We start from the raw sequence: 14,304 nt of genomic DNA on the forward strand, positions 1-14,304 counted from the left end.
AGCTGCTTCAAACATGCGCAAACGCAGGCAAGAACCTTAAAAACTCAGCCCGCCCCAGCGATCGGCAAGTTCAAACCACCCGAGCCCGGCGTGGCGTCGGCCTGGGGCGCGCGGGGCGTGTAGATGCGCCCGAGGGAATCGGAAGGCAGTCGCCGAAGGCGACAACGACGATGACGAAGGGGCAGTCCGGAGCGAAGGCTCCGGACCGCAATCGCAGCCCCGCGCGCCCCAGGCCGACGACGCGCCGGGCGTCTTAAGAACCACAATCGACACCTAAAACACCCGCCAAGCGCCACAAGAACCGCAATCGACACCTAAAACACCCGCCGAGCGCCACAAGAACCGCAACCGACACCTGCCCCCGACTTTCGCCGAAAATCGATGCGCCTGCCGGCAGACAGCCTCACATCCGCAGCCCATCCCCCTCAACAGCCACCACATCATCCCCGCCAAGCGCCTGATAAACCGTGACCTGATTCACCAACCGATTCAGCATATTCTCATCGCTGGCCACCTCAGCCACCCGCCGCTTCTCCTGCGCATCCAGCCAATCCCGCAGCGGCACCGCCCCCGCCCGATACCTGACTTCGTACAGCCGCTCAGCCTCCCGAGCCGCCCGCAACGACAGATCCAGCTGCTCAGCACGAATCGACAATTGCGTCCGATTCGACAGCGCATTCTCCACATCCGCCATCGCCTGATACAGCGCCTGCCGGAACGTCACCACCCGCTCCTCAAAATCCGCTTTCGAAATCCGGATATTGAGCTGCATCTGGTTCCATTGCAGAAATGGCAACGTCAACCCCGCCCCCAACGTCCCGATCGGATTCTTCAACACATCCGACAACGTCGGGCTAGAAGTGCCCAGCGCCCCCGTCAACGTCACCGGCGGATAAAAGCTAGCCCGCGTCGCATCCACGGTAGCCAGCGACTCCCGCAACCGCAGCTCGGCCGCCCGCAGATCCGGCCGCCGCCCCAGCAACTCCGCCGGCACCCCCGCCCGCGCCTCCGGCAACGCGCTCGACGGCAACCGCATCGGATCCGCCGTGATGCGATCCGGCGGCCCATCGAACAGAATCGTCAACGCATTGATGTACTCCACCCGCTGCTGCACCAGCAGCGCATGCGCCGCCTCCTGGCTGGCAACCGTCTGCTCCGCCTCAGCCAACTCCAGCGCCGACGCCCCGCCCGCCGCGTACTGCGCCCGCACCAGATCCTGCGTGCGCCGCGCGTAGGCAATGCTCTCCTCGCTGCTGGCGATGCGTTGGTTGATGAACGCCGTCTGCCAATACAACGTTGCCGTCGTCCCCACCAGCGACAGCGCCGCGGCCTGGCGGTCCTGCTCCGTCGCCAGCGCCTCCCACTGCGCCGCATCCCGCTGGCGCGCCAGCTTGCCCCACAGATCCACCTGATAGCTCACCGTCAGCTCGGCCGAATTGGCCCGCGTGATTGCGCGATCCCCATACAGATTGCGCACCCGCGACACATTCGCGTCCCCGCCAAACTGCGGCATCAACTGATCGTCCGCCAGCCCCGCCTGGTACTGCGCCCGCCGCACGCGAATCGCCGCCGCCGCCAGATCGTTGTTGCGCGCCAGCGCCGTCTCCACCAACCTGTTCAGCACCGGATCATCGAAATTGCGCCACCAGTCGCCTCCATCGGCCAGCGAAGCCTGCGCGCCCGCATCAGCGCCCGCCCCCGCATAAGTCCAGGACGCCGGCACACTCACCGCCGGCCGCTCGTAATCCGTACGCAGCAGACCGCACCCGCCCAGCGCCAGCAACAGCGCCACGCCCAGCGGCTTGCACACCAGAGAAACTGCTTTCATCTTCCTCATTCCCGGGCCAACGCCTCGACGGGATCCAGGCGCGCCGCGTTGCGCGCCGGCAGATAGCCAAAAATCACACCGATCAGCGTCGAGCACGTGAATGCCGCCACCATCGATGCCGTGGAATAGATCATCTGGAACGAGCCGCCCGTCGCCTTGCTGACCAGCACGCCCAAGCCCAGCGACAACAGGATGCCCACCGCGCCGCCGATCAGGCACACCAGCACCGCCTCGATCAGGAACTGCTGCATGATGTCGCTGCGCCGCGCGCCCACCGCCATCCGCACCCCGATCTCGCGCGTGCGCTCGGTCACCGACACCAGCATGATGTTCATCACCCCGATTCCACCCACCATCAGCGAAATCAGCGCGATCAGCGACACCAGCAGCGTCATCGTCGCCGTCGTGCGCTCGATCGTCTTGCGCACCGCATCCGTGTTGAACACGAAAAAGTCCTTCACCACGTGCCGGCGCGTCAGCACCCGCACGATGGCCTGTTCGGCGGCCGCCGGCGGCGTTGCGTCGTTCACGCGCACCGTGATGCTCTTCAGGTGCTGCTGCCCCAGCACCCGCGACAGCGCCGTCGTATAGGGAATCCACACGTTCAGCGAATCGTTGCTGCCAAACACCGTGTCCTTCTTCTGCGTCACCCCGATCACGCGCGCCGGCATCGATCCCAGGAAAATCACCTGCCCGATGGGCTCCGTATGCGACCCGAACAGCGCACGCCGCGTGCCCTCGTCGATCACCACTTCCTGCGCGCGGCGCGCCACGCTGGTCTCGTCAAAGAACTTGCCCTCGGCCAGCTTGATCGCGCGCACCCGGAAGTATTGATCGCCCACGCCCTGGATCGACCCATTCACCGACACGTTGCGGTAACGCAGCGTATTGCTCGTGCCCACTTCCGGCGTCACGCTGTCCACATAGGACTCGCGCGCCAACGCCTCGGCGTCCGCCGCCACCAGCGTGCGGATGTTCACCGCCTTCTCGTCGCCGAAATCCTTACCCGGAAAAACCTCAACCGTGTTCGTGCCGATTGCGCTGATGTCTTCCAGGATCTTGCGCCGCGAGCCCTCGCCCAGCGCCACCACCGACACCACCGCCGCAATGCCGATGATGATGCCCAGCATCGTCAGCGACGTGCGCAGCCGATGCGCGTTCATCGCCAGCAGCGCCATGCGCAGCGCCTCGCCGCAGCGGTCCAGATACGCCTGCCAGGCCGGCCGCTGGGCCATCGCCGGGGCCTCGTCCAATGCCGTCTGATGGCGCGGCGCGTCCGGATTGCGCTTGTCCGCGACGATCTCGCCGTCACTGATCTCGATGATGCGCTGCGCGTGGCGCGCCACGTTCATATCGTGCGTGACGATGATGATCGTGTGTCCCGCCGCGTTCAGTTCTTCCAGGATGCGCAGCACCTCCTGGCCCGTATGCGTGTCCAGGGCGCCCGTGGGCTCGTCGGCCAGGATGATGTCGCCGCCGTTCATCAGCGCCCGCGCGATACTCACGCGCTGCTGCTGACCGCCGGACAACTGGCCGGGCCGGTGTTCGGAACGATCGGCCAGGCCCAGGCGCGCCAGCAAGGCCGAAGCCCGCTCCAGCCGCGCCTCGCGGCGCTTGCCCGCGTAGACGGCCGGAACCTCCACGTTGCCCTGCGCGCTCAGGTCCGCCAGCAGGTGATAGCGCTGGAAGATGAACCCGAAGTGTTCCCGGCGCAGCTCCGCAAGTTCGTCGGGATCCAATTCGCCCGTGCTGCGGCCGTCGACCTTGTAATCGCCGCGCGTGGGCCGGTCCAGGCAGCCCAGGATGTTCATGAGCGTCGACTTGCCCGAACCGGACGCCCCCACGATGGCGACCATCTCGCCCGCCTCGATCGTCAGGTTGACGTCTTTCAGGACCGCGATCGTCTGGTCGCCCGCCGGAAACTCGCGGCGCACGCCCGACAGGGAAATGAGCGGACCGCTCATGTCAGGCTCCCGGCTTGGCGGCGGCCGGCGACGAATCCGCCGACACGACGCGTTCGCCCACCTCCAGGCCTTCCAGCACCTGCGCCTGCACATTGTTGTTCATGCCGATGCGGACCTGGCGCGTCTCGGTCTTGTTGCCTTCCCCCACCACGCGCACTTCGTAGCGCCCGTCCGCGCCCCGCTTGCCCAGCGCCGACGCCGGCACCACCACCGCCCCCTTGGCCTCGCCCAGCACGATGAAGACCTGCGCCGTCATCGAGATGCGCAGCTTCTCGTCGGGGTTGGGCACGTCGAACAGCCCGTTGTAATAGACCGCGGCGCTGGTGGACGTGCTGGTCGAGGACGTCAGCGACGACGCCGCGTCATCCTTCTGGATGGAATCCGGGGCCGGTTCCACCGCGCGCAGCGTGGCGCGGTAGCGCTCGTCCGGTTCGCCCAGGATCGTGAAGTAGACCGGCAGCCCCGGCTTAACCCGCGTCACGTCCGCCTCGGAGATCTGCGCCTTGATCGTCATGGTGTCCACCTGCGCCACCTTGATGATGGTGGGCGCGCTCTGGATGGAGTTGACCGTCTGGCCTTCCTTGGTCACCACCGCCACCACCATGCCGTCGATCGGCGACACGATGCGCGTGTAACCCAGGTTGACCCGGGCCGTGTCCACCTGGATCTCGGCCTGCGCGATCTGCGCGTCGAGCGACGCGATCTCGGCACGGGTCACGGCCAGCGTGGCCTCGGCGGTCTCATAGGCCTCGCGCGAGCTGGCGTCGGCCGCCAGCATCATGCGCTGGCGCTTGAACGCCAGTTCGGCCTGCTTCAGCGTGGCGACCTTGGCCGCCCGCTCGGCGCGCCGCGTCTGCAGCGCCGCTTCGGCGTTGCGCAGCTCGTTCTGCTGGGTCAGGTCATCGATCTCGGCGACCAGTTGTCCTTTCTTGACGCGATCGCCCAGTTCCACCTTCAGGGACTTGAGCTGGCCCGTGGCCTGCGCACCGACGCTGACGCGTTCGATGGCGTCGATGGTGCCGCTGGCCAGGACGCTGTCTTCCAGGTCCGCGCGGGACACCTCGGCCACGGCGAAGGTAGGCGGCGGCGGCGCTGAGAAGAATGCGGCGCGCGCACCGAAGACAAGAAGCAGGAGGATGACGGCTATCAGGACGTAGCGCTTGAACTTGCTGCGGGACTTTTTCATTGAACCTGGACGATGGGAACGGCAAGGCGCCACGGGCGGCGCCGGTAATGCTGCAAACAAGCGGCGTAATTCGAAGGTGAATTGCACCGGGCGGACGTGTTCCGTTGCGTGAACGATACAACGATCCCAGGACGGTTGCGGAACCGTTTTACCGCACCTGCCGCGAACGTGCCGTCATCTTGCCGAATAAGCGCGAGACTTGTCCGGTAGAGACCGTTAACTTCGCAATGTGACTAGTCACTGTGCGCTGCACCGCAAAATCGCATCGCCTCGACATAGCCGGACGTTACGAACAGAATGAATGCAGTTAAGCCGTGTCTACCTCCAACAGATCCCCCTCCTCGCCATCCAGTTCCCCGGAATTTTCCGGGGCGGTGCTTTTGTGCCTGCTGGCAATGATGAATCATGTGGCGCTGACCGGGGGACGGATCACCGTTTCCCTGACGGCGCTGCAGATGGGGCTGTCCACATTCACGGTGGGCACGCTGGTGGCGGTGTTTGCGGTGCTGCCCATGCTGTTTTCGGTCCGCGCGGGTCGCTGGGTGGACCGGGTCGGCATCGTCCGTCCGCTGGTCATCGGCACCACATTGGTGGCTTTCGGCACGCTACTCCCCTCTATTTCACAAACGCAGTCCGCGCTGCTGGTCGCGTCCTGCTGCATCGGCATCGGCTTCATGCTGCATCAGGTCGCCACGCAGGATCTGCTGGGACACGCCGAACCCGAAAAGCGGCTGCGCAATTTCTCGTTCATGTCATTGGCCCTGGCAGGGTCGGGATTTTCCGGTCCTTTGATCGCCGGTCTGGCCATTGACCACCTGGGTACGCGCACGGCCTTCGGCCTCCTCGCCGTCGGGCCCCTGCTCTCGGGAATCGGCCTGTATGCGCTGCGGCATCAGTTGAAGGCCGTCGACGCTGCCATCACCGGCGTGCGAGAGGCCCAGCGCCGCCGGGTCACCGAATTGCTCGCCGTGCCCGCCTTGCGTCGTGTCCTGATGGTAAACACGATCCTGTCCGGCGCGTGGGATACCCACCTGTTCGTCGTACCGATCTTCGGCGTGGCGATTGGCTTGTCCGCCACCACCATCGGCGTCATTCTTGCGTCGTTCGCGGCGGCAACTTTCGTTATCCGGCTGGCTTTGCCGCTGATCCAGCGCCGGGTGCGATCCTGGACACTGGTGCGCGTGGCCATGGCCACCGCGGCGATCGACTTCTTGCTTTACCCGCTGTTCACCGACGTTACCGTCCTGATCGTGCTGTCTTTCATCCTGGGACTGGCGCTGGGCTGTTGCCAACCCAGCATGCTGTCCCTGCTGCACCAATACTCGCCGCCGGGCCGCGCCGCCGAAGCCGTGGGCCTGCGCATGGCGCTGATCAACGGTTCGCAGGTGTCCCTGCCGTTGACCTTCGGCGCGCTGGGTGCGGTAATTGGCGTTGCCCCGCTTTTCTGGGCCTATTCCGTGGCGCTGATGGCCGGGGGCTGGGCCAACCGAAATCCTCCGCACGAGCCTGAACGGAAAACGTAGTTGTGAACAAGCAGTCCTCCCCCTCCGACATCTCCGGCGCGTCCTTGCCCTTCCGGCTCTGGACGGCAGAAGAACGCCAAGCCTCGCTCGACGATGCGCTCAAACACTGGCAGGCCGGGGAAGACGTATGGGTATTCGGGTACGGATCCCTGATCTGGCGGCCGGATTTCGACTTCCAGGAACGGCGCCTGGCCACGCTGCGCGGCCACCACCGGGCGCTTTGCCTATGGTCGCGGGTGAACCGGGGCACGCCCGAATGCCCCGGCCTGGTGTTTGGACTGGATCGCGGCGGTTCCTGCCGGGGTGTGGTCTACCGCCTGGCCGGCGACCAGGTCCCCAATTACTTCCCCGCCCTCTGGGAACGCGAGATGTCCACGGGCGCCTACCTGCCCCGCTGGATCAACTGCGCCACGGACGAAGGGGTCGTCCGCGCCCTGGTCTTCATCATGAACCGCAGCAATCCCGCCTATATCCGCGCACTGCCCGAGCCGGAACTGCTGGAGATCGTGCGCCGCGCGGCGGGACGCTACGGCCCGTGCACGGACTATGTGGTCCAGACCGCCCAGGCCTTGCGGTCCGCCGGCATTCACGACGCCCGGCTCGACGCGATCGCACGCCGGCTGGAACTGGACGGCCACCCGCTGCCCGAAGGTCCCTGACGCCAAAAGGGGCGAGCAGGCCCGGCGAACTTGTCCGGGGCCTGCGCGGGGTCAATGAGGGGCCGGTCTTCCAGGCGGTATAAACTCCCTGTTATCAACGCTGAACCCCTAAGACCATGTCCGTCTCTGATCTGCGTCAAAGCTACGAAAAGAATGTGCTCCTGGAAAGCCAGGCCGCCCGCTCCCCGTTCGAACAATTCACCCGCTGGTTCGACGAGGCCCTCGCGGCCAAGGTGCCCGAACCCAACGCCATGACCCTGGCGACGGTGGATGCCAGCGGCCAGCCCAGCGCCCGCATCGTCCTCATCAAGGGCTTTGACGACCAGGGCTTCACGTTCTTCACCAATTACGAATCGCGCAAGGGCCTGGACCTGCTGGCCGAACCGCGCGCCAGCCTGCTGTTCTTCTGGCAGCCGCTGGAGCGCCAGGTCCGCATCGAGGGCGTGGTGGAAAAGGTGGCCGCCGAAGAGTCGGACGCCTACTATCACAGCCGCCCGGCCGGATCGCGCATCGGCGCGTGGGCCTCGCGCCAGAGCCAGCCCATCACCCGCGAAGAGCTGGAAGCCCGTGAAAAGGAATTCCGCGAACGCTTCGGCGAACAGCCGCCCCGCCCGCCGCACTGGGGCGGCTACCGTCTGAAGCCCACCGCCTTTGAGTTCTGGCAGGGCCGGCCGTCCCGCCTGCACGACCGCCTGCGCTACGTCGCGGACGGCGCGGACTGGAAGATCGAACGCCTGTCTCCCTGATACAGGCGCCCCCGTCGCGGGGCGTCCCCACGCCGGGCGCCTCCCGCGCCCGACCGAACTGTCTACTGCATGTCCGCCTCCTCCCCTGATTTCGATTCCGTCTTCTTTCGCACCGCATTGGGCCGTTACGCCACCGGCGTGACGGTCGTGACGACCGCCGGCCAGGACGGCGCGCCCATCGGCCTGACGGTCAGCTCGTTCAATTCGGTCTCGCTGAACCCGCCGCTGGTGCTGTGGAGCCTGTCGCTGGGCTCCTCGTCGCTGGAGGCCTTCGAACAGTGCGAGCGCTACGTGGTAAACGTGCTGAGCGCGGATCAGATCGCGCTGGCGCGGCGCTTCGCGACCGGCAAGACGCCGGACCGCTATGCCGGACTGCAGGTGCATTACGCGCCGGGCGGCACGCCGATGCTGGACGGCCACTGCGCCGCGTGGTTCGAATGCCGCAACCGCAGCCGCTATGTCGAAGGAGATCACGTCATCATGGTCGGAGAAGTCGAACGTTGCGGTCATAGCGGCGAGCCTCCGCTGGTGTTTCACGCTGGCGGATTCGACCTGACACCGGCCGGCACGCGCGCCGAGAAGGCCAGATCATGAGCGTCGACGTCGATTGCGTCGTCATCGGCGCCGGCGTGGTCGGGCTGGCAATCGCCCGCGCGCTGGCCCAATCCGGCCGCGAGGTGCTGGTCGCCGAGGCCACCGAGGCCATCGGCACCGGCACCAGCTCGCGCAACTCCGAAGTCATCCACGCCGGCATCTATTACCCCGCCGGAAGCCTGAAGGCGCGGCTATGCGTGCGCGGCAAGCATCTGCTGTACGCGTACTGCGCCGAGCGCGGCGTGCCGCACAAGCGGCTGGGCAAGCTCATCGTCGCCACCAGCCCCGAACAGGCCACGCAGCTGGAAGGCATCGCCCAGCGCGCCCGTGCCAATGGCGTGGACGACCTGCAGTACATCTCGGGCGAAGAAGCCATGCGCCTTGAGCCCGCGCTGCAATGCACCGCCGCGCTGGTGTCGCCGTCCACCGGCATCGTGGACAGCCACGCGCTGATGCTGTCTTTTCAGGGCGACGCCGAAAACGCGGGCGCCCAATGCGTCTTCCATACGCCGCTCGTGTCGGGGCGTGTGCGTCCTGAAGGCGGCTTTGAACTGCAGTTCGGCGGCGATGACGCCATGCAACTGACCTGCAACGTGCTGATCAACTCGGCCGGCCTGCAGGCGCCCGCCCTGGCGCGGCGCATTGAAGGCGTGCCGGCAGACAGCATCCCCACCGATTACCTGTGCAAGGGCAGCTATTTCACGCTCTCCGGGCGCGCGCCGTTTTCGCGGCTGATCTATCCCGTGCCGCAGCACGCCGGCCTGGGCGTGCACCTGACGCTGGACATGGGCGGCCAGGCCAAGTTCGGCCCCGACACCGAATGGGTCGGGACCGAGGACTACACGCTGGACCCATCCCGCGCCGAGGTGTTCTACGAAGCCGTCCGCACCTACTGGCCAGCTTTGCCGGACGACGCGCTGGCGCCCGGTTACACGGGCATCCGGCCCAAGATCTCCGGCCCGCACGAGCCGGCCGCCGACTTCGTCATCGCCGGCCCCGCCGTGCATGGCGTGCCGGGCCTGGTGAACCTGTTCGGCATCGAATCCCCCGGGCTGACCTCCAGCCTGGCCCTGGCGGAAGAAACCCTGGCGCGCCTGTCCGCCTGATCTCCGCCCGCTCCCTCTTTCTTATTCATCCATTTCCGCCATGCAGCACAACGACTACATCCTGACCCTGTCCTGCCCCGACCGCACCGGCATCGTCTACCGCGTCAGCGGCCTGTTGTTCGAACTGGGTTGCAACATCCTGGATTCGCAGCAGTTCGGCGACGAAGAGACCGGCCGGTTCTTTCTGCGCGTGCACTTCGACCTGCCGGTCGGCGCCTCCGCCGAAGACCTGCGCACCCGCCTGGACGCCATGTCCGCCGGCTACGGCATGGAACTGAAGCTGCACGACGCGCGCCGCAAGGAACGCCTGCTCATCATGGTCAGCAAGCAGGGCCACTGCTTGAACGACCTGCTGTTCCGCGTGCACAGCGGCCATCTGCATGCCGAAGTGGCCGCCATCGTCTCGAATCACAACGACTACGCCGGCCTGGCCGCCACCTACAACATCCCGTTCCACCACCTGCCGGTCACGCCCGACACCAAGCTGGAACAGGAAAAGCAGGTGCTCAAGATCGTCGACGAGGCGAACATCGATCTGGTCGTGCTGGCGCGCTACATGCAGATCCTGTCCGCCGACATGTGCCGCGCGCTGACCGGACGGGCGATCAACATCCATCACAGCTTCCTGCCCAGCTTCAAGGGCGCGCGCCCCTACCACCAGGCGCATGCGCGCGGCGTGAAGATCATCGGCGCCACGGCCCATTACGTGACCTCGGACCTGGACGAAGGCCCGATCATCGACCAGGACATCGAGCGCGTCGACCACACGATGACCGCGCAGGACCTGACCCAGGTGGGCAGCGACATCGAATCCCTGGTGCTGTCGCGCGCCGTGCGCAGCCACGTCGAACACCGCATCCTGCTGAACCGCAACAAGACCGTCGTGTTCCGCTGATCCTCACGCCTTTGACGGGACCGCGGCGGGCGGTTGCAACGGCGGAAACGCCTGGGCCACCAACGCCACCGCGCGCTCCTGCAAGGGCGAGCGCGCCGCATCGGGCCAGATCACCTGGCTGATCGAGCGCGCTTCGTGTTCGAACGCAATGAACCGCGTGCCCGCCAGCCCGCTGCGCGACAGGCACGCCGGCACGATCGACACCCCCAATCCCTGCGACACCAGCGACGCCACGCTCAGCCAGTGGCGCACCTCGTGCCGGATCGCCGGCATGAAGCCGGCCGACACGCACATGGCCAGCACCGTCTCGTAATAGCTGGGCGAGGCCGCCCGCGCGAAAAAGACAAAGTCATCCTCCGCCAGCTCCGCCAGCCGCAGCGTCGTGCGCTGCGCGAGCGGATGCGCGTCCGGCAGACACACGACGAACGGCTCGGCCATCAGATCACGCGCCTGCACGCCGTCCGGCACCGGATTGGCGTGGATGAAGCCCAGGTCCTGCTCGCCGCGCCGCACCGCCTCGATCTGATCATGTGAGTTCAGTTCGGTCAGCACGTGCTCCACGTCGGGCAGTTCCGTGCGCATGGCGCTCAGCAGCGCGGGCAGGCCCCGATACAGCATCGACCCCACGAAGCCGATCCGCAGCCGGCCGCGCAGGCCCGCGTCCACCTGGCGCACCAGCGTGCGGACCTCTTCAGCCTGGCGCAGCAGAATCAGGGCCTCGTGGTAGAGCGCCTGGCCGGCGTCGGTCAGCTCGACATGCCGGCTGGTGCGGGCCAAGAGGCGCGCGCCGATGTTCTCTTCCAGCTGGCGGATCGCGTAGCTGAGCGGCGGCTGCGAGATGTGCAGGCGTGCCGCCGCGCGGCTGAAATGGCGCTCTTCGGCCACGGCGATGAAGTAGCGCAGCAGCCGGGGTTCCAAGTCCATGCGTCCCTCCTTAAGGCATATCTATATTTTTTTTGGATTGATCTACATCAAAACAGTATTTGAATAGATAAATCAAGGCCCGCACCATAGGGCATCTCCCCGTCTCGACCCGGATGCCGCCATGGATACCCCTGCCTTGCCCGTTGCCGCCACCGCCACGCCCGTCCCGGATTCCCGCGGGCTGAACCTGTTCAGCGCCGACTCATACGCCGAGGCGCTGAGCCGACGCTACCTGCCGCCCGCCCTGCACGCGCATCTGTTGCCGCACCTGAGCCGGCTGGGCGAACTGGCAGGCGGGGTGATGGACGAACTGGCTTCCGTGGCCGACAAGCATCCGCCCACGCTGTCCGTGCGCACCCGGGCCGGCACGGACGAGTCCCGCATCGACAAGCATCCGGCCTACGTCGAACTGGAACGCCTGGCCTACAGCGAATTCGGTCTGGCCGCCCTGTCCCACCGGGGCGGTGTGCTCGGCTGGCCCGAGCCCATGCCCGCCGCCGCCAAATACGCGCTCAGCCATCTCTTCGTGCAGGCGGAGTTCGGCCTGTGCTGCCCGGTCAGCATGACGGACTCGCTGGCGCGCACGTTGCGCAAGTTCGGCGACCCGGCACTGGTCGAGCGCGTGCTGCCGCAGGTGACGTCGCAGGACTTCGACACGCTGCGCCAGGGCGCCATGTTCATGACCGAACAGGGCGCGGGCTCGGACGTCAGCGCCACCGAAGTCACGGCGCAAGCGCAGGACGACGGCACTTGGCGCATTCACGGCGACAAGTGGTTCTGCTCGAACCCCGACGCCGGCTTTGCGATGGTGCTGGCCCGCAGCGAAACGGATCCCGGCCTGAAGGGCGTGTCGCTCTTTCTGCTGCCGCGCGACCTGGCGGACGGCACGCACAACCACTACCGCATCCTGCGCCTGAAGGACAAGCTGGGCACGCGCTCCATGGCCAGCGGCGAAATCCGTCTGGAAGGCGCGGTGGCCTGGCTGGTGGGCGAACGCGGCCGCGGCTTCAAGCACATGGCCGACATGATCAACAACTCGCGCCTGTCGAACGGCATGCGCGCCGCGGGCCTGATGCGCCGCGCCGTCACTGAAGCCGTCTACGTGTCGCAGCATCGCCGCGCCTTCGGCAAGCGGCTGATCGACATGCCGCTGATGCAGCGCCAGCTCGTCAAGATGATCGTGTGGGCCGAACAGGCGCGCAGCGTGATGTTCCAGACGGCGCGCGCGCTGGCCGATGCCGATCAAGGCGCGGCGGACCCCGCGCTGGCGCGCATCCTGACGCCGCTGATCAAGTTCCGCGCCTGCCGCGACGCGCGCAAGGTCACCGGCGACGCGATGGAAGTGCGCGGCGGCTGCGGCTATATCGAGGAGTTCACCGAACCCCGCCTGGTGCGCGACGCGCATCTGGGCTCCATCTGGGAAGGCACCAGCAACATCGTCGCGCTGGATGTCCTGCGCGCCATCAAGAAAGAGCATTCCCTGCCCGCGCTGCGCAGCCACATCGACCGCCTGCTGGCCGACGGCGCGCCCTGCCCGCCCGAACTGGCCGATCTGCAGGCCAGCGCCCTGGAAAAGACCTACGCGCTGGCGGAACATGCCGCGCAAGGCGACCATGCCCAGCTGGCGCGCCAGGCCGCATCGCTGCTGTATCACGCGGTGTCCATGGCCGCGTTGCGCTGGGAAGCCACCGGCCCGGGTCTGGAAACCCGCGCGCGGCTGGCCGACCAGGTGCTGCTGCACCGCCTGTCGCCGCGCGATCCCTATGCCATCCCGCCTGACGAAAGCGCGGCCTGCCAGGCCATCCTGCAGTACGCGCTGTAATGCCCATCCGGCTTTTGCAGTAACCCGACGCCGGCGGCACAGCCGGCGCGCCATCCACTGGAGACATGCATGAAACGCTATTTCGCCCCCCTGTTCCTGGCGGCCGCCGCCATCGTCGCGGCCACGCCGGCCGTTGCCGCAGACGCCTACCCCACTGCGCGGCCGGTCACGCTGGTCGTGCCCTTCCCGCCCGGCGGCCCCACCGACGCGCTGGCCCGCCGCCTGGCCGAAAAGCTGCGCGAGCCGCTCAAGCAGAACGTCATCGTCGAAAACCGCAGCGGCGCGGGCGGCAACATCGGCTCTGAATACGTCGCGTCCGCCAAGCCCGACGGCTACACCATTCTGTTCGGCACGTCCGGCCCGCTGGCCATCAACGTCAGCCTGTACAAGAAGCAGAACTACAACCCCGAGACCAGCTTCGCGCCCATCATCCGCATCGGCCACCTGCCCAACATCCTGGTCGTGAACCCGTCGGTGCCCGCCAACAACATGCAGGAACTGATCGCCTACGCGCAGAAGAATCCGGACAAGCTGAGCTACGCCTCGTCCGGCAACGGCGCGTCGTCGCACCTGGCCGGCATCCTGTTCAACCGCATGGCCGGCACCAAGATCATGCACATCCCCTACAAGGGCACCGGCCCCGCGCTGAACGATCTGCTGGGCGGCCAGGTGTCGATGTCGTTCACCGACATCCTGACCGCGCTGCCGTACATCAAGGCGGGCAAGCTGCGCGCCATCGGCCTGGGCAGCGCGCAGCGTTCCGACGCGCTGCCCGAGCTGCCGACGCTGTCCGAGCAGGGGCTGAAGGGCTATGACGTCAGCGTCTTCTTCGGCATCGTCGCGCCCAAGGACACCCCGGCCGATGTGGTGAACACGCTGAACCAAGCCTTCAAGACGGCGCTGTCCGATCCCGCGATCGAGCAGACGCTGCGCATGCAGGGCATCGTCGAAGCGCAGGACAAGACGCCGCAGGGTCTGTCCACCTTCATCACCACCGAAGTCCCCAAGTGGCGCGAGCTGATCCAGAGCGCCAACGTTTCCATCGACTGACGCGAAG

The 14,304-nt window shown here is 66.7% G+C and carries 12 protein-coding genes; 8 read left to right on the forward strand and 4 right to left on the reverse strand.

The genetic code is table 11. The features are described from left to right. Window positions 1–403: 403 nt before the first annotated feature. The 3 genes from HV681_RS11845 to HV681_RS11855 are packed head-to-tail and all read right to left on the reverse strand — an operon-like array spanning window position 404 to window position 4,978. Window positions 404–1,828: an efflux transporter outer membrane subunit gene (locus HV681_RS11845; RefSeq protein ID WP_175123246.1), complete on the reverse strand. Its 1,425-nt coding sequence runs from the start codon at window positions 1,826–1,828 to the stop codon at window positions 404–406. 5 nt (window positions 1,829–1,833) lie between these two features. Further along, the gene (locus HV681_RS11850) at window positions 1,834–3,792 is read right to left on the reverse strand and encodes a MacB family efflux pump subunit (protein WP_175123247.1); all 1,959 of its coding nucleotides are present in this window, start codon (window positions 3,790–3,792) and stop codon (window positions 1,834–1,836) included. A gap of 1 nt (window position 3,793) precedes the next feature. After that, window positions 3,794–4,978, reverse strand: a complete 1,185-nt coding sequence (locus HV681_RS11855; protein WP_056568980.1) for an efflux RND transporter periplasmic adaptor subunit — start codon at window positions 4,976–4,978, stop codon at window positions 3,794–3,796. A 314-nt stretch (window positions 4,979–5,292) separates the two neighbouring features. Here HV681_RS11855 and HV681_RS11860 point away from each other — a divergent pair, with 314 nt between their 5' ends. The 6 genes from HV681_RS11860 (at window position 5,293) to purU (ending at window position 10,501) form a co-directional block, all read left to right on the forward strand. Further along, on the forward strand, window positions 5,293–6,501 hold the full coding sequence (locus tag HV681_RS11860; protein WP_175123248.1) for an MFS transporter: 1,209 nt from the start codon (window positions 5,293–5,295) through the stop codon (window positions 6,499–6,501). A gap of 2 nt (window positions 6,502–6,503) precedes the next feature. Next, window positions 6,504–7,160, forward strand: coding sequence for a gamma-glutamylcyclotransferase (locus HV681_RS11865; RefSeq protein ID WP_175123249.1), 657 nt, complete (start codon window positions 6,504–6,506; stop codon window positions 7,158–7,160). Window positions 7,161–7,276: 116 nt separating this feature from the next. After that, window positions 7,277–7,906 carry a pyridoxamine 5'-phosphate oxidase gene (gene pdxH / locus HV681_RS11870; RefSeq protein ID WP_175123250.1) on the forward strand — a complete coding sequence of 210 codons (630 nt, stop codon included), beginning with the start codon at window positions 7,277–7,279 and terminating at the stop codon, window positions 7,904–7,906. Between the two features lie 69 nt (window positions 7,907–7,975). Then, on the forward strand, window positions 7,976–8,500 hold the full coding sequence (locus tag HV681_RS11875; protein ID WP_175123251.1) for a flavin reductase family protein: 525 nt from the start codon (window positions 7,976–7,978) through the stop codon (window positions 8,498–8,500). After that, window positions 8,497–9,606, forward strand: a complete 1,110-nt coding sequence (locus HV681_RS11880) for an NAD(P)/FAD-dependent oxidoreductase (protein WP_175123252.1) — start codon at window positions 8,497–8,499, stop codon at window positions 9,604–9,606. Before HV681_RS11875 ends, HV681_RS11880 begins: the two co-directional genes overlap by 4 nt. Window positions 9,607–9,646: 40 nt before the next feature. Next, window positions 9,647–10,501, forward strand: a complete 855-nt coding sequence (gene purU, locus HV681_RS11885; RefSeq protein WP_175123253.1) for a formyltetrahydrofolate deformylase — start codon at window positions 9,647–9,649, stop codon at window positions 10,499–10,501. A 3-nt stretch (window positions 10,502–10,504) separates the two neighbouring features. Here purU and HV681_RS11890 read toward each other — a convergent pair whose 3' ends face one another. Next, window positions 10,505–11,425 carry a LysR family transcriptional regulator gene (locus HV681_RS11890; RefSeq protein WP_175123254.1) on the reverse strand — a complete coding sequence of 307 codons (921 nt, stop codon included), beginning with the start codon at window positions 11,423–11,425 and terminating at the stop codon, window positions 10,505–10,507. A 121-nt stretch (window positions 11,426–11,546) separates the two neighbouring features. Between HV681_RS11890 and HV681_RS11895 the strand changes: the two genes are divergently transcribed. Continuing rightward, window positions 11,547–13,247: an acyl-CoA dehydrogenase family protein gene (locus HV681_RS11895; RefSeq protein WP_175123255.1), complete on the forward strand. Its 1,701-nt coding sequence runs from the start codon at window positions 11,547–11,549 to the stop codon at window positions 13,245–13,247. 69 nt (window positions 13,248–13,316) lie between these two features. Further along, window positions 13,317–14,297: a Bug family tripartite tricarboxylate transporter substrate binding protein gene (locus HV681_RS11900; RefSeq protein ID WP_175123256.1), complete on the forward strand. Its 981-nt coding sequence runs from the start codon at window positions 13,317–13,319 to the stop codon at window positions 14,295–14,297. Window positions 14,298–14,304 lie beyond the last annotated feature (7 nt).

The organism is Achromobacter animicus (genome assembly GCF_902859585.1).
In the GTDB taxonomy this organism is placed as follows: domain Bacteria; phylum Pseudomonadota; class Gammaproteobacteria; order Burkholderiales; family Burkholderiaceae_B; genus Achromobacter; species Achromobacter animicus.

Coding starts and splice junctions, on each gene's coding strand:
- HV681_RS11845 (WP_175123246.1), bottom strand. CDS start 1,828: ATGAAAGCAGTTTCTCTGGTGTGCAAGCCGCTGGGCGTGGCGCTGTTG.
- HV681_RS11900 (WP_175123256.1), top strand. CDS start 13,317: ATGAAACGCTATTTCGCCCCCCTGTTCCTGGCGGCCGCCGCCATCGTC.
- HV681_RS11850 (WP_175123247.1), bottom strand. CDS start 3,792: ATGAGCGGTCCGCTCATTTCCCTGTCGGGCGTGCGCCGCGAGTTTCCG.
- HV681_RS11880 (WP_175123252.1), top strand. CDS start 8,497: ATGAGCGTCGACGTCGATTGCGTCGTCATCGGCGCCGGCGTGGTCGGG.
- HV681_RS11855 (WP_056568980.1), bottom strand. CDS start 4,978: ATGAAAAAGTCCCGCAGCAAGTTCAAGCGCTACGTCCTGATAGCCGTC.
- HV681_RS11895 (WP_175123255.1), top strand. CDS start 11,547: ATGGATACCCCTGCCTTGCCCGTTGCCGCCACCGCCACGCCCGTCCCG.
- HV681_RS11875 (WP_175123251.1), top strand. CDS start 7,976: ATGTCCGCCTCCTCCCCTGATTTCGATTCCGTCTTCTTTCGCACCGCA.
- HV681_RS11890 (WP_175123254.1), bottom strand. CDS start 11,425: ATGGACTTGGAACCCCGGCTGCTGCGCTACTTCATCGCCGTGGCCGAA.
- purU (WP_175123253.1), top strand. CDS start 9,647: ATGCAGCACAACGACTACATCCTGACCCTGTCCTGCCCCGACCGCACC.
- pdxH (WP_175123250.1), top strand. CDS start 7,277: ATGTCCGTCTCTGATCTGCGTCAAAGCTACGAAAAGAATGTGCTCCTG.